Annotated in this window: 29 protein-coding genes; 21 read left to right on the forward strand and 8 right to left on the reverse strand. The window is 58.5% G+C overall.

The window, feature by feature from the left end:
* Positions 1-21: 21 nt before the first annotated feature.
* Together AC2FJC_RS16190 and AC2FJC_RS16195 are read left to right on the forward strand one after the other, a co-directional pair.
* The gene (locus tag AC2FJC_RS16190) at positions 22-300 is read left to right on the forward strand and encodes a hypothetical protein (RefSeq protein ID WP_496740264.1); all 279 of its coding nucleotides are present in this window, start codon (positions 22-24) and stop codon (positions 298-300) included.
* 106 nt (positions 301-406) lie between these two features.
* A complete protein-coding gene (locus tag AC2FJC_RS16195; protein ID WP_496740265.1) occupies positions 407-820 on the forward strand; it encodes a universal stress protein in 414 nt (137 codons plus the stop codon).
* Between the two features lie 2 nt (positions 821-822).
* On the opposite strand, the gene AC2FJC_RS16200 is transcribed toward AC2FJC_RS16195, so the two are convergent.
* Positions 823-1,158, reverse strand: a complete 336-nt coding sequence (locus AC2FJC_RS16200; protein ID WP_058273314.1) for an ArsR/SmtB family transcription factor — start codon at positions 1,156-1,158, stop codon at positions 823-825.
* Positions 1,159-1,389: 231 nt separating this feature from the next.
* On the opposite strand from AC2FJC_RS16200, the gene AC2FJC_RS16205 reads away from it, so the two are divergent.
* The 7 genes from AC2FJC_RS16205 to AC2FJC_RS16235 all read left to right on the forward strand — a co-directional run bounded on the left by AC2FJC_RS16205 (position 1,390) and on the right by AC2FJC_RS16235 (position 5,157).
* Complete coding sequence (locus AC2FJC_RS16205) at positions 1,390-1,722, forward strand: AtpZ/AtpI family protein (protein WP_058273313.1); 333 nt, start codon at positions 1,390-1,392, stop codon at positions 1,720-1,722.
* A gap of 2 nt (positions 1,723-1,724) precedes the next feature.
* Entirely contained in the window at positions 1,725-2,483 is a 759-nt protein-coding gene (locus AC2FJC_RS16210; protein ID WP_058278975.1) for a F0F1 ATP synthase subunit A, read from the forward strand.
* Positions 2,484-2,531: 48 nt separating this feature from the next.
* Positions 2,532-2,756: a F0F1 ATP synthase subunit C gene (locus tag AC2FJC_RS16215; protein ID WP_005981269.1), complete on the forward strand. Its 225-nt coding sequence runs from the start codon at positions 2,532-2,534 to the stop codon at positions 2,754-2,756.
* Between the two features lie 86 nt (positions 2,757-2,842).
* Entirely contained in the window at positions 2,843-3,394 is a 552-nt protein-coding gene (locus AC2FJC_RS16220; RefSeq protein ID WP_496727037.1) for a F0F1 ATP synthase subunit B', read from the forward strand.
* A 5-nt stretch (positions 3,395-3,399) separates the two neighbouring features.
* A complete protein-coding gene (locus AC2FJC_RS16225; RefSeq protein WP_496727038.1) occupies positions 3,400-3,960 on the forward strand; it encodes a F0F1 ATP synthase subunit B in 561 nt (186 codons plus the stop codon).
* Between the two features lie 91 nt (positions 3,961-4,051).
* On the forward strand, positions 4,052-4,270 hold the full coding sequence (locus tag AC2FJC_RS16230; RefSeq protein ID WP_496740266.1) for a hypothetical protein: 219 nt from the start codon (positions 4,052-4,054) through the stop codon (positions 4,268-4,270).
* A gap of 29 nt (positions 4,271-4,299) precedes the next feature.
* Positions 4,300-5,157 carry a glycosyltransferase family 2 protein gene (locus AC2FJC_RS16235; protein ID WP_496740267.1) on the forward strand — a complete coding sequence of 286 codons (858 nt, stop codon included), beginning with the start codon at positions 4,300-4,302 and terminating at the stop codon, positions 5,155-5,157.
* A 199-nt stretch (positions 5,158-5,356) separates the two neighbouring features.
* Here AC2FJC_RS16235 and AC2FJC_RS16240 read toward each other — a convergent pair whose 3' ends face one another.
* On the reverse strand, positions 5,357-6,127 hold the full coding sequence (locus AC2FJC_RS16240) for an FCD domain-containing protein (protein WP_496740268.1): 771 nt from the start codon (positions 6,125-6,127) through the stop codon (positions 5,357-5,359).
* A 156-nt stretch (positions 6,128-6,283) separates the two neighbouring features.
* Here AC2FJC_RS16240 and AC2FJC_RS16245 point away from each other — a divergent pair, with 156 nt between their 5' ends.
* The 5 genes from AC2FJC_RS16245 (at position 6,284) to AC2FJC_RS16265 (ending at position 12,487) form a co-directional block, all read left to right on the forward strand.
* Positions 6,284-7,483 carry an aminotransferase-like domain-containing protein gene (locus AC2FJC_RS16245; RefSeq protein WP_496740269.1) on the forward strand — a complete coding sequence of 400 codons (1,200 nt, stop codon included), beginning with the start codon at positions 6,284-6,286 and terminating at the stop codon, positions 7,481-7,483.
* A 45-nt stretch (positions 7,484-7,528) separates the two neighbouring features.
* The gene (locus AC2FJC_RS16250; protein ID WP_496740270.1) at positions 7,529-7,924 is read left to right on the forward strand and encodes a hypothetical protein; all 396 of its coding nucleotides are present in this window, start codon (positions 7,529-7,531) and stop codon (positions 7,922-7,924) included.
* 139 nt (positions 7,925-8,063) lie between these two features.
* Complete coding sequence (locus tag AC2FJC_RS16255) at positions 8,064-11,519, forward strand: chromosome segregation SMC family protein (protein ID WP_496740271.1); 3,456 nt, start codon at positions 8,064-8,066, stop codon at positions 11,517-11,519.
* Between the two features lie 54 nt (positions 11,520-11,573).
* Positions 11,574-11,924, forward strand: a complete 351-nt coding sequence (locus tag AC2FJC_RS16260; RefSeq protein WP_496740272.1) for a hypothetical protein — start codon at positions 11,574-11,576, stop codon at positions 11,922-11,924.
* Positions 11,925-12,148: 224 nt separating this feature from the next.
* Positions 12,149-12,487, forward strand: coding sequence for an acyl-CoA thioesterase (locus AC2FJC_RS16265; RefSeq protein WP_113791500.1), 339 nt, complete (start codon positions 12,149-12,151; stop codon positions 12,485-12,487).
* Positions 12,488-12,532: 45 nt separating this feature from the next.
* Here the strand turns inward: AC2FJC_RS16265 and AC2FJC_RS16270 are convergent, their stop codons facing one another.
* From AC2FJC_RS16270 to AC2FJC_RS16280, 3 genes are read right to left on the reverse strand one after another with little or no spacing between them, the layout of a single operon-like run.
* Positions 12,533-13,696 (reverse strand): lytic murein transglycosylase, encoded by a 1,164-nt coding sequence (locus AC2FJC_RS16270; protein WP_496740273.1) that lies wholly within the window; start codon positions 13,694-13,696, stop codon positions 12,533-12,535.
* A gap of 11 nt (positions 13,697-13,707) precedes the next feature.
* On the reverse strand, positions 13,708-14,628 hold the full coding sequence (gene cbiB, locus AC2FJC_RS16275; protein WP_496740274.1) for an adenosylcobinamide-phosphate synthase CbiB: 921 nt from the start codon (positions 14,626-14,628) through the stop codon (positions 13,708-13,710).
* Positions 14,625-15,578, reverse strand: a complete 954-nt coding sequence (locus tag AC2FJC_RS16280; RefSeq protein ID WP_496740275.1) for a threonine-phosphate decarboxylase — start codon at positions 15,576-15,578, stop codon at positions 14,625-14,627. The genes cbiB and AC2FJC_RS16280 overlap by 4 nt, the downstream gene beginning before the upstream one ends.
* Before the next feature lie 194 nt (positions 15,579-15,772).
* On the opposite strand from AC2FJC_RS16280, the gene AC2FJC_RS16285 reads away from it, so the two are divergent.
* On the forward strand, positions 15,773-16,135 hold the full coding sequence (locus AC2FJC_RS16285) for a response regulator transcription factor (RefSeq protein WP_108861296.1): 363 nt from the start codon (positions 15,773-15,775) through the stop codon (positions 16,133-16,135).
* On the opposite strand, the gene AC2FJC_RS16290 is transcribed toward AC2FJC_RS16285, so the two are convergent.
* The gene (locus tag AC2FJC_RS16290) at positions 16,117-17,106 is read right to left on the reverse strand and encodes a glutathione S-transferase family protein (RefSeq protein WP_496740276.1); all 990 of its coding nucleotides are present in this window, start codon (positions 17,104-17,106) and stop codon (positions 16,117-16,119) included. The two genes, AC2FJC_RS16285 and AC2FJC_RS16290, sit on opposite strands and share 19 nt — an antisense overlap.
* 211 nt (positions 17,107-17,317) lie before the next feature.
* Here AC2FJC_RS16290 and AC2FJC_RS16295 point away from each other — a divergent pair, with 211 nt between their 5' ends.
* The gene (locus AC2FJC_RS16295) at positions 17,318-17,671 is read left to right on the forward strand and encodes a hypothetical protein (RefSeq protein ID WP_496740277.1); all 354 of its coding nucleotides are present in this window, start codon (positions 17,318-17,320) and stop codon (positions 17,669-17,671) included.
* Between the two features lie 36 nt (positions 17,672-17,707).
* On the opposite strand, the gene AC2FJC_RS16300 is transcribed toward AC2FJC_RS16295, so the two are convergent.
* Entirely contained in the window at positions 17,708-18,880 is a 1,173-nt protein-coding gene (locus AC2FJC_RS16300) for a MalY/PatB family protein (protein ID WP_496740278.1), read from the reverse strand.
* Between the two features lie 94 nt (positions 18,881-18,974).
* On the opposite strand from AC2FJC_RS16300, the gene def (AC2FJC_RS16305) reads away from it, so the two are divergent.
* The 5 genes from def (AC2FJC_RS16305) to AC2FJC_RS16325 are packed head-to-tail and all read left to right on the forward strand — an operon-like array spanning position 18,975 to position 21,399.
* A complete protein-coding gene (def, locus tag AC2FJC_RS16305; protein WP_058278958.1) occupies positions 18,975-19,493 on the forward strand; it encodes a peptide deformylase in 519 nt (172 codons plus the stop codon).
* A complete protein-coding gene (gene def, locus AC2FJC_RS16310) occupies positions 19,490-19,984 on the forward strand; it encodes a peptide deformylase (protein WP_109312268.1) in 495 nt (164 codons plus the stop codon). Before def (AC2FJC_RS16305) ends, def (AC2FJC_RS16310) begins: the two co-directional genes overlap by 4 nt.
* Positions 19,985-19,986: 2 nt before the next feature.
* Entirely contained in the window at positions 19,987-20,892 is a 906-nt protein-coding gene (gene fmt / locus AC2FJC_RS16315; RefSeq protein WP_496740279.1) for a methionyl-tRNA formyltransferase, read from the forward strand.
* A 14-nt stretch (positions 20,893-20,906) separates the two neighbouring features.
* On the forward strand, positions 20,907-21,161 hold the full coding sequence (locus tag AC2FJC_RS16320) for a hypothetical protein (protein WP_058278955.1): 255 nt from the start codon (positions 20,907-20,909) through the stop codon (positions 21,159-21,161).
* 1 nt (position 21,162) lies between these two features.
* Positions 21,163-21,399: a GlsB/YeaQ/YmgE family stress response membrane protein gene (locus AC2FJC_RS16325; RefSeq protein ID WP_058273291.1), complete on the forward strand. Its 237-nt coding sequence runs from the start codon at positions 21,163-21,165 to the stop codon at positions 21,397-21,399.
* Between the two features lie 6 nt (positions 21,400-21,405).
* On the opposite strand, the gene AC2FJC_RS16330 is transcribed toward AC2FJC_RS16325, so the two are convergent.
* Positions 21,406-22,008 carry a COG3904 family protein gene (locus AC2FJC_RS16330; RefSeq protein ID WP_496740280.1) on the reverse strand — a complete coding sequence of 201 codons (603 nt, stop codon included), beginning with the start codon at positions 22,006-22,008 and terminating at the stop codon, positions 21,406-21,408.
* Between the last annotated feature and the right edge of the window lie 45 nt (positions 22,009-22,053).

Here is a 22,053-nt window from a genome sequence, read left to right on the forward strand (position 1 = left end):
TGGACCATCCCGGAGGAAATGATGAAGAAAGCTGTTCTATTCGTCGCCGGTGCGATGTTATCCGCCTGTACGCAAGGAGGGGGGCAGGGGTCGTCGGAGACCGACCTTCAAGGCAGTTGTGAGGCGCTGGTATCGGCTGAGACGGGTGTTCAGGCCGCTGACGTCAACGCGATTTCGACTGAATCGGTACCGACCGGAACAATCACGACAATTGAGGTCACTGGCGCTCAGGCACCGTGGTTGTGTCTTGCGGATGCAACGGGTGTGATCATCGGCGTCGAGTATAGTCAGGAAGGCTAGCTGGGAACCGGCCAAACCGGATGAAATGGTCGGAGTCATCTACATGAGACAGATCAAAGTGCTCTATTCCTGAGCCCGCTAACATCGGCGGCAGGAGGAAGATGCCATGTTTAATCACATTATGATCCCGGTCGATATTCATCTGCCGCCGGAAATTCGCAAAGCTCTGGATGTCGCGGCGCAAATGGCGAGATGGCAAAACGCCCGGATCACGATCGTCAGCGTGACCGGAACCCAGCCGGGCGACGTCACGCATTCAGACGCGGAGATCAGCGCCGAGCTGCAAGCCATTGTGGATCAACTTACCGAGCAGAGTGGCTCCGAGGTTTCAGCGCGCAACATCCACTCGGTAGATGTAGCTGCAGAGGTCGACGGTGATTTGACCCGCGCCGCTGAAGAGATTGGGGCCGACCTAATCGTCGTTGGGACGCACGCACCGCGCATCACGGACCACATCTTTTCCAGCCATGCCGGATATCTGGCCAAGCACGCCAAAGTATCGGTGTTTGTCGTTAGATAGGTCTAGGGATCGTCTGTTGCGGGCAGTTCGACTTCCAGAAATCGTTCAAACGCATCCAGATTGACCGGTTCGAACTGACCAAACCCCTGCATCCAGACGGATGCCGCGCGCAGCGCATCCGGTTCCAGTTTGCACCATTTCACTCGCCCGCGCTTTTCCTGGCTGATCAACCCGGCCTTGGTCAGGATGATCAGATGTTTCGAGATCGCGGCCAGCGACATCTCGAACGGGTCGGCGACGTCGGTGACGGCCATGTCATCCTCAAGCAGCATCGCAAGGATGGCGCGGCGGGTCGGGTCGGCGAGGGCCGCGAAAACGGTATCGAGGTCATTGGACATGCTATCGCTCAATCACAGCGCCCGGTTTTGGTCAACCATTTGGTTGAATATACGAAATGAGTGGTTTTTACGCGCGCCGATGGATCGGGGTATTTTAATGGTGCCTCAATTGCATGAATAAATTGCATAAAACCAATTGCTTACCCTGCGACAAGTCGGACATTTAACACCGTTGACTCTGTGCCTTGCGCCCCTTAGCACCCTACCCAAGACTGTGCGAGGGAATTGCCCGTGACCGATGATGACCAAAAGCAGCGTATGGCGCAGCTGGAGGCCAAGATCACAGCGGCGAAAAAGGCCAAAGCGCCAAAACCTCGTGCGGATGCTGACGTGTCCGGGGGCGAGCTTGCCTGGAGGATGGTCATCGAAATGGTTTCCGGTCTTGGGATCGGATTTGGCATCGGATACGGGCTGGACAGCCTGCTCGGGACAATCCCGATCTTCCTGGTGCTGTTCACATTGCTGGGCCTTGTCGCGGGCGTGAAGGTTATGCTCCGCAGCGCGAAAGAGGTTCAGGAGAAACAAGCGGCTGCTGAGGCGGCCGATAAGGACGAGAGGGACTGAACGTGGCAACTGAGACCACCGCAGCAGAAGGCAGCAGCCTGGTTTTCCATCCGATGGATCAGTTCATCGTTAAACCGCTTTTCGGTGACGGTGCGATTGCGTGGTACACGCCGACCAACGTGACTCTGTGGTTGTTTCTGGCTATTGCGGCGATCTTTGCCCTGCTGGTTCTCAGCACCTCGAAACGTGCCATTGTTCCGACCCGAATGCAGTCTGTTGCTGAGTTGGCCTATGGCTTCATCTACAAGATGCTGGAAGACATTTGCGGTAAAGAAGGCGTGAAGTACTTCCCCTATGTCATGACCCTGTTCATGTTCATCGTCTGCGCGAACTTCCTGGGCATGTTGCCCATGTCTTTCACCACCACATCGCATTTCGCCGTGACCATCCCGCTGGCGCTGGCAGTGTTCCTGACCGTAACCGTTCTGGGTTTCGTCAAGAACGGCGCAAGCTTCCTGGGTCTGTTCTGGGTGTCCAGCGCACCGCTGGCACTGCGCCCTGTCCTGGCGATCATCGAGCTGATCTCGTACTTCGTGCGTCCGGTCAGCCACTCCATTCGTCTTGCCGGTAACGTCATGGCAGGCCACGCGGTTATCAAGGTTTTCGCAGGCTTTGCCGCGATTGCCGTGATCTCACCGGTGTCCGTTCTGGCGATCACCGCAATGTACGGCCTCGAGGTCCTCGTGTCCTTTATTCAGGCCTACGTCTTCACCATTCTGACCTGTGTTTACCTGAAAGATGCGCTGCATCCTTCGCACTAAGGTCCGATACCCAAACATCGAAACTTCCAATTCGTAAGGAGAAACATCATGGAAGGCGATCTCGCACACATCGGCGCAGGCCTGGCAGCAATCGGTTCCGGCGCAGCCGCAATCGGGGTGGGCAACGTTGCAGGCAACTTCCTGGCCGGCGCCCTGCGCAACCCTTCGGCGGCTGCTTCGCAGACCGCAACCCTGTTCATCGGTATCGCATTCGCAGAAGCCCTGGGGATCTTCGCATTCCTGGTCTCGCTGCTGCTGATGTTCGCCGTCTAATCTGCGGAACCTGATCCTTACGCGCAGGTGGGTCCAAGCCATAGCGGCCCACCTGTTGTAAAGACAACGTTCCGACGGAGGACATCATGGCGACAGAACCCGTATACGAAGAGATTGCAGGTACCTGCGTTGACTCTCATGGGTCGGCGATCGGGATGCCCCAGCTCTGCTTCGATTGGTTCCCCAACCAGATTTTCTGGCTGGTCATTACGCTGGTCGTCATCTTTCTGGTCCTGTCTCGCGTGGCCTTGCCCCGCATCGCGGCAATCCTGGCGGAACGTCAGGGGACCATTACAAATGACCTGGCTGCGGCCGAAGATCTGAAGGCCAAAGCGGTCGAGGCTGAAGAGGCCTATAACAAGGCGCTGGCCGATGCCCGTTCTGAGGCACAGCGTATCGCAGCAGAAGCCCGCGCTGAAATTCAGTCTGGTCTGGATGACGCGATTGCCAAGGCAGACGCGGAAATCGCTGCAAAGGCGGCTGAATCGGAAAAGGCAATTGCCGATATCCGAGCCGGCGCGCTGGAAAGCATTCAAGTGGTTGCCAAGGACACGGCAGCTGAACTGGTCACAGCTCTGGGCGGCGAGGCGGATGCCAAAGCCATCGACAGTGCAATTGACGCGCAGACGAAAGGATAAGTGACATGCGGAATACTCTTGCCCTTATCCTGACCGTCGGCACCGCCAGCCCCGCGCTGGCCGCAAGTGGCCCGTTCTTCTCGCTTGGCAACACCGACTTTGTGGTCCTTCTGGGCTTCATCGTTTTCATCGCGGTCCTGTTCTACTTCAAGGTTCCGGGTATGATTGGTGGCGCGCTGGACAACCGCGCCGACGGCATCAAATCCGAACTGGATGAAGCCCGCGCCCTGCATGAAGAGGCACGCAGCCTGTTGGCCTCGTACGAGCGCAAGCAGCGTGAAGTGCAGACCCAAGCGGATGCCATCGTGGCTGCAGCCAAAGAAGATGCTGTTCTGGCGGCAGAACAGGCAAAGGTCGATTTGGAGAAATCCATCGCCCGCCGTCTGGCTGCAGCTCAGGACCAGATCGCTTCGGCTGAAGCGTCAGCTGTCAAGGAAGTCCGTGATCAGGCCATCACCGTTGCGGTATCGGCTGCCAATGCAGTTCTGGCCAAGCAGATGACGGCCGCACAGGCGAACAAACTGATCGACGCAGCGATTGCGGATGTTGGTGACAAACTGCACTGATTTTCAAAAACGTTGAAGATTCTTGACCCGGAAGCTTGCTTTCGGGTCAAAGTGTTTTTGCGCCTCTGATTTTCAGTCAATTGGAGGTCCCATGAACATTCTAGGAACTGTCCGCTTTGGTGGGGACGCACTGGTTGCAACGCTGGCCCGCATTGACCGTCTGAGACGACAACTGCCCCGCAGCCGCGTGATCATCGCCACAAACGACAATTCCGACGAAACGGATCAGGTTCTGAAGGCGTTTGTCGAGAAGAACTCGGATGTCAAAGTATTGGTTCCTAATTGTTTGCCTCGGCTCCTCGAGATGTGACGTTCCGGGGTGGAAGGACTAGATCGCCAATGAATTTGCCAAAGATTAGCCTGGTCATCCCCAATCTGAACTGTGCCGGGTTTCTGGAACAGACCATTACCTCGGTGCTGGATCAATCCTACCCAGATCTTGAATTGATCCTGTCCGATGGCGGCAGCACAGACGGATCGCTGGAGATCGTAGAACGCTACCGGGATGCGTTCAGCCATGTGTTGTCCGGGCCGGATACCGGGCAGGCCAATGCGGTCAACAAGGGCTTTGCCGTGGCCACGGGCGAGGTCATGGGATGGATCAATTCCGACGATATGCTGATGCCCGGAGGGTTGGAAACAGTGGGGTCCCTGTTCGCGGGAAACTCTGGTCCCGAGTGGATCACCGGCAAACTCACGACGATTGACGAATCCGGGCACGTTCTGCGCGCGGGCCGGCCCAGACCGGTTTCATACCCTCGGCTTCTGGCGGGCGACTATCAATGGATTCAGCAAGAGTCGACCTTTTGGCGGCGCAGCCTGTGGGACAAGGCAGGCGGCGGATTGGACGAATCTTTGAAATTGGCGGTGGATGGGGAATTGTGGCTGCGCTTTTTGCGTCACGCGGACCTGGTTCCGGTTCATACCGGCATCGGTGCGTTTCGCTTTCGCGCGGGGCAACGCTCTGAGGCGATGAATGCTTACCACGGCGAGATGCTTGAGGTTATTGAACGCGAGCGACAAAGGCCGGCTATCGTTGGTGACATTGTAGAATCGGTTCTAAAGGAACCGCTGAAACTCAGGACGCGCGAGGAAGCAGATCAGGCATTTCCAACGCTTCGCCGCTCTGATCCGAAGCCTTTGAAACCTTTAGATTTGTGGAAGTCCAGGTTGGTCAGCAGGTTGCGTGGATTGTGACCAGGGATAAAACGCCGATGCCAAAATAAATGCTTACCGGGCAGTTGGGTACGTTCTTGTCCGATGCAGAATTCGTGGGTGCCATATGGCCGCTTAGGTGGCTGCGCCGAAACCTAGAAATATTGTATTGCGGCGCAAGTCTTGTCCGGCAGAACAATCACGAAATGACGCGGCGTGTCAGGGACCGTCAGCGCAAGCGTTAAGTGGTGCCTGCCTCGTGTTGAAGGCGTTGCTGCGCGATTTCTTCATTTCTTTCTGCTTTTTGTTGATCGGCCATGCAGCGTTCAACAAAGCTCAGGTGTTCTTGAACCGCCTGTCTGGCAGCGGCCGGGTCGCGTGCCTGAAGCGCCGTATTGATGGCGCGGTGCTGGTCCAGGATAGCCTCGCGCGTCGTTTGCTGCTGGAACATCATCTGGCGGTTATAGAACACGCCCTGCCGCAACAGATCGTACATTGACCGCATCATATGCAGCATGACCACATTATGGCTGGCCTCGATGATCGCCATGTGGAATTGCGCGTCCAGCTGCGCCTCATCTTCGGTCGCATTGCGGATATGGGCGGCTTCCATCTTGTCAAAGATTGTCTGAACCACCTTCAGATCGCTGTCCGAGCCCAACCGGGCCGCGCGCTCGGCGGCCAACCCTTCCATGTCGCGCCGGAACGAGAGGTAATCGAACACCGCCTCGTTATGGCTGCCGAACAGCCGGATCAGCGCCGGGGAGAAGGCTGAGCCCAGAACCTCGGCCACATAGATGCCGGACCCTGCCTTTGCTGTCAGCAACCCTTGGCTTTGCAGGTCTGCGATCGCGTCGCGCAGGGATGGCCGGGATACGCCCAGCCGCTCGGCCAATTCGCGTTCGGCGGGCAGACGTTCGCCGGGGCGCAGTATGCCGCGCAGAATCAGCAGTTCAATCTGGCGAACCACCGCGATTGAAAGCTTTTCGGTCTGAACTTTTTGAAAAGGCATACAGGCGTCATTCCGGAAATTGGTCAACTGACATGACCACGGATGGCGGCGAGGTTCAAGAATGCCGGTTCACGTGGCTTGAAAATATTAGGTCAGCATTGTTGACTTTGTACTGTTCCTCTCTACGCTGGCCGTGAATGAGAGCGGAGGAGACTCATGTCTACGCACGAATTGTTCGCCACGCGGGCGTCCCGGATGAAAGCGTCTGAGATACGCGAATTGCTAAAGCTGTTGGATCAGCCGGGGATCATCTCGTTTGCAGGCGGCATCCCCGATCCTGCCCTGTTCCCGGCCGAAGGGTTTTCCGCTGCGTTTCAAACTTCTTTAGGCCCGGATCAGCAGGCGCAGGCGCTACAATATTCCGTCAGCGAAGGCTACGTCCCGTTGCGGGAATGGCTCGTCGACCACATGCGTTCAATCGGAGTGGAATGCGGGCTTGAGAACATCCTGATCACGTCAGGCTCGCAGCAGGCACTAGATTATCTGGGTAAACTCTATCTGTCGCCGGGCGATACTGCGCTGGTCGGATGGCCGACCTACCTGGGCGCATTGGCTGCATTCAATGCTTATGAACCACGTTTTGACCGGCTCAGAATCAATGGCAACCGGGGCGCTGCAGAATATGCGGCGTCAGCGGGCGAAGGCGCGGTCAAATTCGCCTATCTCTCGCCCGATTTCGCCAACCCGACAGGCGAAACCGTGGATCTGCGGGGGCGGGAGGCGCTGCTGGATCTGGCAGATGAGTTGAACTGTGCGGTGATCGAGGATGGCGCCTATCAGGCCCTGCGTTACGACGGGGATGCCATCCCTCCGGTTCTGGCGCTGGAATTGGCGCGTAAAGGGTCGATTGAAGATTGCCGCACGATCTATTGCGGAAGCTTTTCGAAAACCTTGTCTCCGGGGTTGCGGGTTGGTTGGGTCGTGGCGGCAAAGCCGGTGATTTCTCAATTGGTGCTGATGAAACAGGCTGCCGATCTTCATTCGGCGACCATCAACCAGATGGCCATTGACCAGGTGGCACGGGCTTGTTTCGACACGCATATCCCGATGCTGCGTCGTGTCTATGGTGCCCGCCGCGACGCAATATTGCAGGCGTTGCAGGACCATATGCCCGATGGGGTGCAGTGGACCAAGCCCGAAGGCGGCATGTTCGTGTGGTTGACATTGCCAGTCGGTACAAACGGGGCCGAACTGTTAGCCCGGGCGCTGGACACGGTCAAAGTCGCCTTTGTCCCGGGTGGAGCCTTTTTCCCGGACGGCAGCGGGACCAACACGATCCGGTTGAGTTTCTCAAACTCGGATGAGGATACAATCCGCGAAGGTATTCAGCGATTGGGCGAGGTTCTGCGCTCCTGAGCGTTGGAAAGGTTTTGTTAACGTTGATGCTGCAATGCTGCGGGCATGATCCGGTATCTGTCCCTCCTAGTGCTGGCCGCTTGTTCGGCTGGCACGCTCCACTTTCGCGATGTGCCGGCGACCCGCGTTGCGGTGAATGGCAGTGTATTTGACGTGCGGGTCCGCGATCAACTGGCCGAGGCTGTTCGCATCAATTCTCAATATACTCCGCGCCTTGGCCCCATTCGCGACCGGGCCGCACTGGCTATGGCACAGGTGTCGGGTTGCCCGTTGCTGGATGTTCTGGGCGACGCTGCGGTCACTGTGGGCATACTGGGTTGCGACCGGGAACTTGGGAAAAAGCTGATTTTCGGCAGCCTTCTTCGCGGTCCCTATGAATGTACCGACTATGGCTACTACGAAGACTATGGCTATCAGGTTTTTGAGTGTGCTCCTTACTGAGATACGCGCTTTTTTGCGTATTTTGGCAAGATATTGTGGATAACTTGGCGTGAAATCCCATATCCTGCGTTACTCCGTTGACTCACCCCCAATGGGTTGCGCAGACTTCCAGATATAGGAATCATGGGACGAGCGGCCTTTGCGTTTCAGCAAACTCAAACTCACCGGCTTCAAAAGCTTTGTTGACCCGACCGATCTGATTATCGCGGATGGGTTGACCGGTGTGGTGGGCCCAAATGGCTGCGGCAAGTCCAATCTTCTGGAAGCGTTGCGTTGGGTGATGGGGGAAAACCGCCCTAAATCCATGCGCGGTGGCGCGATGGAGGATGTGATCTTTGCCGGGGCCGCGACGCGTCCGGCACGCAATTTTGCCGAAGTTGTCCTGACAATGGATAACTCGGAGCGGTTGGCGCCCTCGGGGTTTAATGACAGCGACCAGTTGGAAATCGTTCGCCGCATTACGCGTGATGTGGGCAGCGCCTACAAAACCAATGGTAAGGACGTGCGGGCGCGTGACGTGCAGATGCTGTTCGCTGACGCCTCGACCGGTGCGCATTCACCGGCGCTGGTGGGGCAGAACCGCATTGCCGAGTTGATCAACGCCAAGCCCCGTGCACGCCGCCGCATTCTGGAAGAGGCGGCGGGTATTTCGGGCCTTTATCAGCGCCGCCACGAGGCGGAGCTTAAGCTGAAGGGCACCGAATCCAACCTGACCCGTGTCGATGACGTGCTGGAGCAACTGGGCACCCAATTAGCGCAGCTTGCGCGTCAGGCGCGTCAGGCGGCGCGGTACCGCGAGATTGGCGAGCAGCTAAGGCAGGCCGAGGGCATGCTGCTCTATCGACGCTGGAAAGAGGCCGACATGGCCCGCCAGCAAGCCGAAGACGTCTTGCGCGAGCGGATCACCGAAGCTTCCCGTGCCGAGGCCGAAGCGCGCGCCGCCAGTACCAAGCGGTCTGAAATCGAGGAAACTCTGCCACCGTTGCGCGAGGAGGAGGCAATCGCCGCCGCCGTCTTGCAACGTCAGCAGGTGCAGCGTGATCAGCTGGCTGATCAAGAAACCCGCGCGCGTCAGACGATCGAGACGCTGGCCAACCGAATTCAGCAGTTGGCCAACGATATCGAACGCGAAACCGGCCTGAACAGGGACGCGGGCCAGATGATCGAGCGTCTCGAATGGGAAGCACGCGAACTGGCCAAAGCGGCAGAAGGGCATGACGACAAAGTGGCTAAGGCCGCCGAGATCGCGCGCGAAGCCGCATCTGTGCTGCAGGATCGTGAAGATCACTTGTCGCAGGAAACCGAGGATATGGCGCGTCTTGTAGCCCGTCACCAGTCGGCGCAACGATTGGTCGAAGACAGCCGTAAGACACTGGCCCGGTCCGAGGGTGAGGAAGAGAAAGCCCGCGCGGCGGTAGACGAGGCTCGTGATGCTTTGACCCGTGCCAGCGAAGCGTACGAACAAGCGCAGGAAGGCGAGGAAGAAGCGCGAGAGGCTGCAGAAGCCGCCGAAGAAGCGCTGGCCGCGGCAGATGAATTGCGCAACGAAACGCAGGCGCGCGAGGCCGAGGCGCGCGCGCAGCGGTCCGAGGCCGAGGGTGAACTGGGTGCAATCCGTGCCGAGACATCCGCCCTGGCCAAGCTGGTCGAACGGGATACGGCCGAAGGCGGGCAGGTTTTGGATCTGCTGCGGGTCGAGCCCGGTTATGAAAAGGCGCTGGGGGCGGCACTGGCTGACGACCTGCGTACACCGTTGGTCGACGCCGACGGACCGTCGGGCTGGGTCCAAGTTTCGGGCTATGATGCAGATCAGCCCTTGCCCGACGGGGTCGAACCATTGGCGTTGCATGTCTCGGGCCCGGACCGTCTGAGCCGCCGGATCGCTCAGATCGGGTTGGTTGATGCGGATCAGGGCGCGCAGCTGCAAGCCTCATTGAAGCCGGGGCAGCGTCTGGTGTCCCGTTCAGGTGACTTGTGGCGTTGGGATGGATTTCGGGCATGGGCCGAGGATGCGCCAAGCGCTGCAGCCTTGCGGTTGGAGCAGCTCAACAAGCTTGAAGCTCTGAAACAGGAACTTACCCGCGCCGAAGCGCAGGCTGATGGTGCCCGCGCCGCGCATGAAGCGCTGTCGCAGCAATTGGCGGATGTCACCGAAGCAGACCGCCGGGCCCGCGAAGCCCGCCGAGCAGCCGACCAGCGGATGGCGGAAACCGCGCGTCAGCTGAGCCGGGCCGAGGCCGACCGTAATCTGGCGCAGGGTAAGCTGGAAACTCTCGCCCTTGCTGTTGACCGGCACAAGGAAGATGCCATGTCAGCCCGGGCGCAACTGCGCGAGGCCGAGGGAGCGCTGGATGGCCTGGGTGATGTCGATAGCGCGCGTGCGCAGGTCGAGGACATCAAGCAAACGGTTGAGGCCGCAAGGATCACCATGCTGACCCATCGTTCATCCCATGATGAGCTGCGCCGCGAAGGCGAGGCGCGGACGCGGCGGGCTCAAGAAGTGACAAAGGACCTCAGTGGGTGGCGGCACCGGTTGGAGTCAGCAGAAAAACGTATCTCGGAATTGGTCGAGCGCAAGGAAAGCTCTGAGGGGGAACTGTCCGAGGCGATGGCCGCCCCGGGTGAGATCGCCGAGGCGCGTGAAGAACTGAACGAGTTGATCGAAACAGCCGAGGCCCGGCGCGCCGAGGCCGCCGACAAGCTTGCCGAGGCTGAGACGCAGCAGCGCGAGGTTGTGTTGGCCGAGCGTGAGGCTGAACGTTTGGCGTCCGAAGCCCGCGAATCCCGCGCGGCGGCCGAGGCGCGCTGTGACGCAGCCAAGGAAGGCGTCGTGGCCGCCGCTGAGCGGATCGCTGAAGACCAGCAGCTGACGCCGAACCAGTTGCTGAACCAACTGGATGTGAACCCCGACCAGATGCCTGCCGCCGACGCGCTGGAGGCCGAAGTAAACCGCCACAAGCGTCAACGAGACGCGATGGGTGCGGTGAACCTGCGCGCCGAAGAAGACAGCAAAGAAGTTCAGGAAGAGTTTGACACACTGAACAGCGAAAAGGCCGATCTGGAAGAGGCGATCAAGGCCCTGCGCAGCGGCATCGCCAGTCTTAACCGCGAGGGTCGTGAGCGTCTGCTGACTGCGTTCGAGCAGGTGAATTCCAACTTCGCCATGTTGTTCAAGCATCTGTTCGGCGGTGGCGAGGCCAATCTGGTCATGGTCGAAAGCGATGATCCGTTGGATGCCGGGCTCGAAATCATGTGCCAACCGCCAGGCAAGAAGCTGTCGACGCTTAGTCTGCTGTCGGGCGGGGAACAGACCCTGACCGCCACGGCGCTGATCTTTGGCGTCTTCCTCGCCAACCCCGCGCCGATCTGTGTGCTGGATGAGGTCGACGCGCCGCTGGACGATGCCAACGTCACCCGCTTTTGTGATTTGCTGGACGAAATGTGCCGCCAGACGGACACTCGGTTCCTGATCATCACCCACCACGCGGTGACCATGGCGCGGATGGATCGGTTGTTTGGCGTAACCATGCAGGAACAGGGCGTCAGTCAATTGGTCTCGGTCGATCTAAAAAAGGCCGAACAGATGGTCGCCTGATTGTTCACCGCAACGTTATGCCCCAATCGCCCGGTGGCGGGTTAAGGTGGCCTTATGACCCGATATCTGATCCTTGCCCTGTTGACTGCCAGCCCGGTTGTGGCGGCGGAATGGCCAACAAAACCCGGAGATGTCCCGCTTTCATCTGCCGATCTGGATGCCCTGGCGGGGCGAACGCTGACCTTCTATGACGACGGACAGTCCAAGTTTTCGGCTGGTGGGGCCTATTCCTTTACCTACGCCAGCGGGGAATCCGCGTTCGGGACATATTCCATCGCCGAAGACGGCAGTGTCTGCATTGCCTATCGTAACGGGTTCAGCCGCTGTGATCTCTATGTACGCAGCGGTAAGCGTTTGGTTCTGATTGACGAGAAAGGCGACCGATACCCGGTCCGGCCCGAGTAATTCGGCAGACTTCCCAGCGCTTTCAAAACAGCATCTGGCATTGTGTTTGTGATTGCCGGGGCATGCAATAAGATCATGGGGCGACAGAGCTGCGCAGATCGCGCTGGTCAAAAAAGGAAAAGTAAGTGAGCGAAGCATCCAAAGACACACTGGCTCTTGGAAAACAACGCAGCTCTCATGGGCGTCAGCAGGGCGATGGAGTGCTGGTGATCCGAAGTATCGCGATGCCGGCAGACACGAACCCTTCAGGGGATATTTTTGGCGGGTGGCTGATGTCGCAGATGGATTTAGCTGCCGGAAACATGGCCGGGCGGGTTTCGCAAGGGCGTGGTGCGACTGTGTCGGTTGAGGCGATGCAATTCCTGCGTCCGGTTAAGGTAGGGGATGAAGTCACACTTTATGCGACGCTGTTGAAAGTTGGGCGCACATCGATGCGCATTCACGTGGATGCATGGGCTCGCCCGAGGTATTCGGAAAAGGCGCAAAAGGTCACGGATGCGGATTTCGTATTTGTTGCGTTGGACGAAAATGGTGCGCCGCGACCGGTATTTGATGAGACATAAGTCGGCGGGGCGCAAATACGCCCCGGCCGACATTTGAGCGTTGCGTCAGAGGCTGTTCAACAACTCTGCCGTCGGCCACGCATCTGCTGGTAGCCCCAGTCGGGCTTGTTCCGCCTGAACAGCTGCGCGCGTTCCTGCACCGAGGATGCCGTCTATTTTGCCGACATCATGCCCACGCGCTTGTAATTTTGTCTGCAGCTGCTTCATCTGCGCACCCGACAGGCCTTGTGGCGGGGAACCTGCGTCGTAGATTTGCCCTCCCTCCAACCGCGTGCCGAAATAGGCGGCAGTCAGGACATAAACAAAGCTCTGGTTCCATTCGAAATAGACGTCAAAGTTTGGATAGGCCAAAAATGCGGGGCCGTTGCGACCCTGCGGCAGGATCAGCGATGCGGGCAGGTTGGCCAATGATCCGCTGCGCGCCTGAACGCCCATCGCCTGCCACTCTGATACGGACCGCGACTTGCCGGGTCCGGACAGGGACCAGTCCAACTGGGCGGGAACAGTTACCTCCTGCAGCCAGGGTTCACCCGGACGCCAGCCCAGATGCGACAGCATCTTGCCGCCCGACATCAGCGCATCCGGGGCCGAGGTTTTTAACGAGACCTTGCCGTTGCCATCCCCGTCCACGCCATTTTCCAGAATGTCGCGGGGCAGCATTTGCACCATGCCGATCTCACCTGCCCAGGCACCGGTCGTGCGGTTGGGGTCAAAATCCCCTTGGCTGTAGAGTTCGATGGCAGCAAAAACCTGTGGGCGGAACAGCTCAGGGCGGCGGCAGTCATGCGCGAGAGTGACCAGAGCGTTGCGGGTGTTGAAGTCACCTTGTACCGCGCCATAGTCGGTCTCGAACGCCCAGAATGCCAGCAACACGCCGCGCGACACGCCATATTCCCGCTCAATCCGGTCAAACACCGCATCATATTTGCGAGACATGGATTTGCCGCGATCTATCCGGTTCTGCGAGATCAGGCGGCGTGAAAAATCGATGAACGGTATTTGGAATACGCCTTGCGCCCGATCCGCCTTTAGAACCGCGCTGTCCTGCTGAACACCTTTGAAAAAGCTGTTCACGGTGGATTTGTCAAACCCTTGCTGAACGGCCTCGGCCTTCAGACCCTTCACAAAGGAATTGAACCCGCCGCCACATTGGGCCAGGGCGGGAGAGGCGAGCAGGGTGGCGGCAATGATGCCGGAGAGAAAACGCATTTTTAGGTCCCTCAGAAAATGAAATTTGCCCCAACCCACACCGACACGAGGCCCAGTGCAAGCCCCCAAACCCGCCAAAGCATGTCACATGCGCGGAAAATCTCCGGCGCGCCGATGTTACGTGGCGCATCACCGTTGACCCAGGCCAGATCGCGGACCTGACCATCATAGCTGCGTGGTCCGGCAAGGGCGACGTTCAGTGCGCGCGCCATAGCGGCCTCGGGCCAACCGGCGTTGGGTGAGATATGGCGACGTGCATCCGCGACCATTTCGGGCCAGCGCGCCCATTGGCCGGACAACGCCACGATCATTATGCAGGTCAGACGGGCGGGGATAAGGTTCAACACATCATCTAGACGCGCAGCGGCCCAGCCGAAATCGCGGTACTTTTCTGATCGGTAGCCGATCATGCTATCGGCGGTGTTGACCGCCTTGTAGATCAGCAATCCAGGCAGGCCCGCGACCAGAAACCAGAAGGCGGGCGCAATTACTCCGTCGCTGAGGTTTTCGGCAGCGCTCTCAATCGCTGATCGGGCGACCTGCGCTTCAGTCATATCCCGCGTATCGCGCGAAACAATCATGGCAACCTTGGCGCGCCCCTCGACCAACGAGGCGCGCAACCCTTCGCCCACGTCGCGGACATGGGTCACCAGTGACTTCTGTGCCAGCAGAATTGCGGCAAGGATGATCTCGATCACTGGCCCAAACACGGTCAGCGCGCGGCCCAGAGTCACTGCGCCAAAGATCAGCAGCACCACGACGGCCACGCCTTTCAGGCGTCTATTCGTTCCGTGGTTCAGACGCTGATCCAGCCAGCCGATGGCGGTGCCGATCATCACTGCCGGATGACGAATGCGCGACCAGAGCCAATCTGGCTCTCCAAGCGCCGCGTCCAGACACATGGCGCAAACCAGCAGAAAAGCTGTGCTCACAACGCGGCCTCAAGCTGACGCCACCCGTCTGCGGGCGGCAAGCCAAGGCGCAGATAGGTGTTTGAGTAGGGGAATATGCGGCTCCAGATATGGGCGCGGGCCAGCTTGGCCTGCCAGGCGGCGGCATCGTCGACGTCATAAAGGCGGAACAATGTGGTGCCGCCGACTAGTTTTGCATCTTTGCCCGTGACGAGACCGTCCAGCCGATCTGCCGCATCCGCCAATTGCTGACGGGTCGCCTTGGCCCAGTCTGTGTCCTGCAGCGCCTGTTCCCCGATCCGAAGGGCTGGGCCTGAGACGGACCACGGCCCGGTCAGATCGTTCAGCTTTGAGATCAGGTCAGGGCGGCCAATCGCAAATCCCAGTCGTAGCCCGGCCAAACCCCAGAACTTGCCGAAACTTTTCAACACGATCACACCGGGCTGCTCGGCCAGATGAATTAGGGATGCGTCAGGGCAAACGTCACAAAAACTCTCATCAATCACGGTCAGCGGGGCATCGGCGTCCTCTACGGTCCAGATACGTCCATCCGGATTATTCGGGTGCACAAGGACGCGCGCCTCGGCTGGGCCGTTCGATTGAACTGTCCAACCCTGCGCGGAGAAAGCTGCCGCGTGTTCGTTGTAAGTAGGTACTGTGATCTGAACCCGACCCGTCGCAGCAAGTGCAGGCATGCGGGCGATTACTGCTGAAGCGCCGGGCGCGGGCAGAATCGCTGCACCATCTGGAACGGACCAGAACTGGCGTGCTGCGGCAGACAGCCGTTCGAACGCACCGTGATCCGGCAGCGCGGCCCAATCCGATGGAGTCAGTCCCGACACCCGATACGGGTGTGGGTTGATGCCGGTGGACAGGTCCAGCCAGTTGTCGCGTGCCCCGCCGAACCGGGCGATAGCACCGTCCAGCCCGCCGCCATGGTCGCGCGCGGCACGGGGGTTCAAATCTGCCATTGGGCTTGCCATCGATGTTCTCGCCGGAATTGCGTGTTTGTTGTGCTTCAAGCGGATTTTCGCCGCTTACACAAGCAAATCCGCGTGATCGGCCCGGTTGACGGGCACCATTAACACTTTGTTAAGGAATAAGCGTGATCACAAACCACGGGGGTCGGCACCGCACACTCTACCAAGTGCCGAGGTTGTTGCAAATGAATGTACTGATTGTTGAGAGTAACCCCGACCTTGGTCGGGTCTGGAAAAGACATCTGGAACGGCAAGGCGCCGAAGTGACGCTTGTTGCCGGGCAAGAGGCTGCGATCCTTGCGCTGTACGGCACGGATTTCGATATCATCGTGCTGGATCTGGTGCTGGAAAATGGCAGTGCGTTGGCAGTGGCCGATTTCGCCAGCTATCGCCGCCCCGAGGCGCGGGTGATCTTTGTCACCAACACCACCTTTTTTTCAGACGGATCGATCTTTGCACACAGCCCAAACGCGTGCGCTTATGTGCAAAGCGGCACGCCGCCAGAAGATCTGGCGGCGATGGTCGAGCATTACGCGGCGGGCCGCTGACCGCGCCCGTGCGGTTCCATGTAGTCCAAAACCGGGTTGGTCGGGATGATCCGATGCGGGTTGATGCTTTCGTGGCTATAGTGATAGTGGCGCACGATGTGATGCATGTTCACCGTCGAAGCGACGCCCGGCCATTGATACAACTCGCGCGTATAAGCCCAAAGATTCGGATAATCGATCAGCCGCCGCCGATTGCATTTGAAATGCAGATGATAGACGGGATCGAACCGGATCAGCGTCGTGAACAACCGCCAGTCAGCCTCGGTCATGCGATCACCCATCAGATAACGGTTTAAAGTCAAACGGTCTTCCAGCCAGTCCAGTGTTTCAAACAGCGGATCCACGGCGGCGTCATAGGCCTGTTGGCTGGTGGCAAAGCCGGATTTGTAGACGCCGTTGTTGACGTTGGAATAGATGCGCGCGTTCACCTCTTCGATTTCATCCCGCATTGTCTCGGGCCAGTAATCATCGGTATTTCCGGTGATCCCGTCAAAGGCCGAATTGAACATGCGGATGATTTCCGAGCTTTCGTTTGATACGATCGTCTGCTGTTTCTTGTCCCACAGGATCGGCACTGTGACACGACCCGAATATGTTGGGTCGGCCTTTGTATAGACCTGATGGGCAAAATTCAGGTTATAAAGTGTGTCTCCGGTTGCCCCGTCGTCATCAGTCTCAAAGGTCCAGCCCTTGTCCAGCATGTCGGGATGCACCACCGAGACTGAGACGTGCCTGTTCAAACCTTTCAGTTCCCTGAAGATCAGAGTGCGGTGCGCCCAAGGGCAGGCATGGCTGACATAAAGATGATAGCGCCCGGTTTCAGCGTTGAAACCACCCTTGCCCGAAGGCCCGGCGCTGCCGTCTGTAGTCAGCCAGTTGCGGAACTGCGCGGCGCTGCGTTTGAACGCGCCGCCAGTGGATTTGGTGTCATACCAAGTGTCGTGCCATTTACCGTCGACCAACAGGCCCATCTCATGCCCTCCGAAAAGCGATTTAGCCAAACATAGGCGGTCGCAAGTGCCGTTCCTATGCGAGGACGCGCGCAATCTGCCTGCGCACACGCACAAGTTGGATTGGGATTTCTGTGCAACAAATTGATTTCTCGGCGCTGACTGTGACCGGGTTCACTGGATTTTTACAATTTGCGCCTCACAATAGAGTACTCTGTTGGGGGAAATTTTTATGAGTACGTATGTTTCAAAGGAAATTACTGCCGAATTGGATGCGGCCCGAATCGCCGGTTTGAAGAAAACCAGCCGCCTGCGTGTCGAAATTGGCGACAATTCCTATAAAATTCTTCGATTGTGGAAAGATGGCTTTACGGTTGAAGCTGAAACCACGCCGCGACTGCGCGGGCTCGTCGACATCTATGATGGCGCCAACCACCTGTACCAATGTCTGATCATCGCGGATGAGGATGAAGCAGGCGAGATGCGATACGAATTCAAGCGCAGCACGGCCGCTGCCGACAAGGCTCCGCTGGATTTCTACCGCGCGCCGGACGCGCCGATTGCGTTAATTGGGCACAAGGATTGAGGGCAAGGCCAACGACATTGCCGTTGGCCGCCTCGTTCACTGCAAATCAGCAAATGCGCGCTTTAGCCGTTCGCATGCCTCTTCGACCCGCGCACGCTGAGTAGCCAGGTTGAACCGTTCGAAGGTCTCACCCCCTGCGCCGAAACCGGGGCCTGAGGACGTTGCGATTTTGGCATCTTCGCGCAGGCGGCGTACAAACTCTTCATGGGTCATGCCGGTTCCTGAGAATTCTACCCAAGCCAGATAAGTAGCCTGCAACGGCATGGACCACAGACCAGGGATCTCGGCGATTGCTGCGTCAAAGACTTGACAGTTGCCCGCCAGATGCGCGACCTGTTGGTCAACCCATGCCGCACCCTCGGGCGAATAGGCGGCAGTTATCATCGCCACGCCCAAAGCGCTGGGATCATAGTCCAACGTCTGAATGCGGTGCCGCATGGCCGCGCGCAGTTTGGGGTCCGGAATGATCATGTTACCGGTTCGCTGACCAGCGATGTTAAATGTCTTGGACGCCGCGGTCAGCGTCACGGTCCACGGCCGCGCATCCGGCGCGGCGACATCCATTGGCACAAACGTATTGCCGGGATAGACCAGATCGTGGTGGATCTCATCCGACACCAAAATCAACCCATTGCGATCGGCGAATGCGGCCACGGCACGCAGTTCATCCGGTGTCCACACCCGGCCCGAGGGGTTTTGCGGCGAGCACCACAGCAACAGCTTTTCCGACCCGTCCAGACGCGACTGAGCGTCGTCCAGATCCAGGCCATAGGTTTCGCCTTGGCGAACTAGCGGGCACTCGACAACGCGACGTCCCGATTTGTTCACCTTGTGGGCAAACTCATGGTAGACAGGGCTGAAGATGACGACGCCGTCGCCGGGTTCGCTCCAGACATCCAGAGACAGGGCGATCGCATTGCCTAACCCCTGTGAAGTCAGCACCCAATCGGTGTCGATGTCCCAGCTATGGCGGTTCTTCATCCACCACTGAATCGATGCCAGATATTCCGGGTGAATCCACGAATACCCAAAGACCCCATGGTCAGCCGCTTTTCGAACCGCATCAATTACGCAAGGCGCTGTTGGGTAATCGGAATCTGCCGTCCACATGGCCAGCCCGTCCTGCGGGGGCACACCGTAGATTTGCTCCATCTTATCCCATTTTGAACTGTTGGTTCCCCGGCGGTCGATCAGGTCGTTGAAAGTCATGTCTGCTCCATCTGTCCGGACGAAAGCTAGCTACAATTCCAGCGGGTGCAAGGGGGGCGTTGCGGTGCAGTGCGGGATGGCCTAAATCAACCCCATGAAACGTAATATCCTGATCCATCCCGACCCCCGCCTGAAAAAGGTCTGCGCGCCTGTGGCAGATATCAGCGACGAGCTGCGCAAGCTGGCCGACGACATGCTGGAGACGATGTATGACGCGCCTGGCGTTGGTCTGGCCGCGCCTCAGATCGGCGTGCTGGATCGGTTGATCGTGTTGGACTGCATTAAGGAAGAGGGCGAAGCCCCGCGTCCGCTGATCATGTTCAACCCCGAGGTTATCGCCTCGTCCGATGAGACCAATGTCTACGAGGAAGGTTGCCTGTCGATCCCCGAGCAATTCGCCGAGGTCACGCGCCCCAAAGTGGTTGATGTCACGTGGATTGACCAGGATGGGAACTTGCAACAGGAAACATTCGACGGCCTGTGGGCGACCTGTGTTCAGCATGAGATCGACCATTTGAACGGCAAGCTGTTCATCGACTATCTCAAGCCGCTGAAACGGCAGATGATCACGCGGAAGATGCAGAAACTAAAGCGCGAGCAGGCCCGCGCATGACCGCTCGCACCTGCCTGCCATGGCCCGATAAACGCCTGCGCACCAAGGCGGAGGACGTCGCCGAGATCACCGATGAAATCCGTGCCATCTGGGACGACATGATCGACACGATGGAAGCGATGCCCGGTGTTGGCCTTGCCGCGCCGCAGATCGGCGTGATGTTGCGCCTGGCTGTGGTGGACGGCTCGGCTGAACGCGGTAAGGCTGTGCGTCTGGCCAACCCGGAAATCCTGCACAGCTCAATCGAATTGCGCGAACATGATGAGGCCAGCCCGAACCTGCCCGGTGTTTCGGCCAAGGTGAAGCGCCCGCGCGCAGTGACGGTCAAGTTTCTGAATGAGCAGGGGATGGTGGATCGCCGCGATTTTGTCGGGATCGAAGCCACAAGCGTACAGCACCAGATCGACCATCTGAACGGGAAGATGTATTTCGACCGGCTCAGCAAAGTCAAACGGGACATGCTGCTGCGCAAAGCCAAAAAGCTGGGGTAGAGATGCGTGTTGTATTCATGGGTACGCCTGACTTTTCGGTTCCGGTTCTGGATACGCTTGTCGAAGCTGGGCATGATATCGTCGCCGTATATTGCCAGCCCCCGCGCCCGGCTGGTCGGGGCAAAAAGGACAGACCGACACCGGTTCACGCACGGGCCGAAGCGTTAGGCCTGACTGTCCGCCATCCGGTGTCTCTAAAATCGTCAGATGAACAGGATGCCTTTGCTGCACTGAACGCAGATGTGGCTGTGGTGGTCGCTTATGGCCTGATCCTGCCGCAGCCCATTCTGGACGCGCCTGCCCAGGGATGTCTGAATATCCATGCCAGCCTGTTGCCGCGCTGGCGCGGGGCGGCCCCGATCCATCGCGCCATCATGTCCGGCGATGCGCAAACCGGTATCTGCATCATGCAGATGGAGGCCGGTCTGGACACAGGCCCGGTTCTTATGCGCGAAGCAACCGATATCGGGATCGAGGAAACCACCGACCAGTTGCATGACCGGCTGTCGATAATGGGCTCCAAACTGATCGTTGAGGCTTTGCATGACCTGCCGGATCTGACGCCCGAGCCGCAGCCCGAAGTTGGTGTGACCTATGCCGCCAAGATCGACAAATCAGAGGCACGGATTGACTGGTCCCGGCCCGCAGCCGGGGTGGACCGGCAGATCCGCGGTCTGTCCCCGTTCCCAGGTGCCTGGACCGAGATTGACGGGGACCGCGTGAAACTACTGGCGTCGCGTCTGGCCGAGGGGCAGGGCGTACCCGGCGAAGCTCTGGACGATGCCTTGACAATAGCTTGCGGCGAGGGTGCCGTTGATCTGTTGCGCCTGCAACGGGCGGGCAAAGGCGCACAGGATAAGGAAACCTTTCTGCGGGGCTGGCCTGTGGCCAAGGGAAGTCGGATTTAGAAGGAATAACAGACTTGTACATGACTTTGATGGGGACGGTGTTGATCGCAGCCGTCGTTGGAAGCCTCGCGGAAAAAACCGGGTTTACCCGAAACGGCTATCTGCAATCTATCATCATTTGTATCGGCGGTGCCTTTCTGTTTTTCTTTGCTCAGATCATGTTTGGCAGGATGTTCGGGTTTAACCTTGCATTTGGGTCCCCGGGATTGAACGCTATTGTGTCATCCGTCGGCGCGCTGATCATCGTGCCGACCCATTGGAGGAAGTGACATGCCTGTCATCGCCCTGATCGTCATCGGAGCCGCCGCAGGGTTCCTGGCCACCCGTTTAATGCGGATCGAGGCCAACATCCCCACAACCATGTTGATTGGCATCGTTGGTGCACTGGTTGGCGGATTTCTGTTGCGGGCCTTGATCACCGTGGCAGGGTGGTTGTCCGGATTTGTAGGCGCGGTTCTGGGCGCTCTGCTGGTGATCTGGATCTGGCAGACCTATCTACGACGTTGAGCGGGGCTACCGCTCGTCGCAAATCACTGTTGATCCCAACGATTTGGAATTGCGCGTCGCCATATTGAAGCGATTGGCTTCCTCTGCTGACATCCAGTGCATGTCTTCCTCGGACGCTGCATCAAGCGTGAACCAATAAAAGGCCGGGTCGACACCAATATCATTGAAGTAGTTGAGATAGCGATCGTGCTCGGGGTGGTTTTCGGGCAGGTTGGCAGCCACATATCCGCCGCCGCCCCAGCTATGAACCCCGACACATGCGCCAGGTTCTAAAGTGCGACGATTGCCTGCCAGGAACAGATCGGTGCCACCAGAGGCGACCAAGCCGTTTGAGGGCACCACAGTATCGAACCCTTCGTCCCGAACAACGCGGCTGAAAACGACATTTGCATCATCATCGACCGAGCCTTCGATGTTCTGCAGTACAAGTGTCTTGATCTCGGGATTGGCCGCAGTGATTTCTTCAAAAGCGCTGAGTGTCGTGTGATCAATAGCCCCCGAAGCAACGATTTCGTCGCCCTGTACAACGAAGCTGACCGCGTCGTATCGCTCTGCACACGCACCCAGAAGAGCCAGTGAGGCGACAAAAACGGGGAAAGTGAATTTCATTTCAGTTCTCACTTCTGTGGCACAGGAAATGCAGATCGAACATTT

It is taken from the genome of Ruegeria sp. CDSB117 (genome assembly GCF_059611005.1).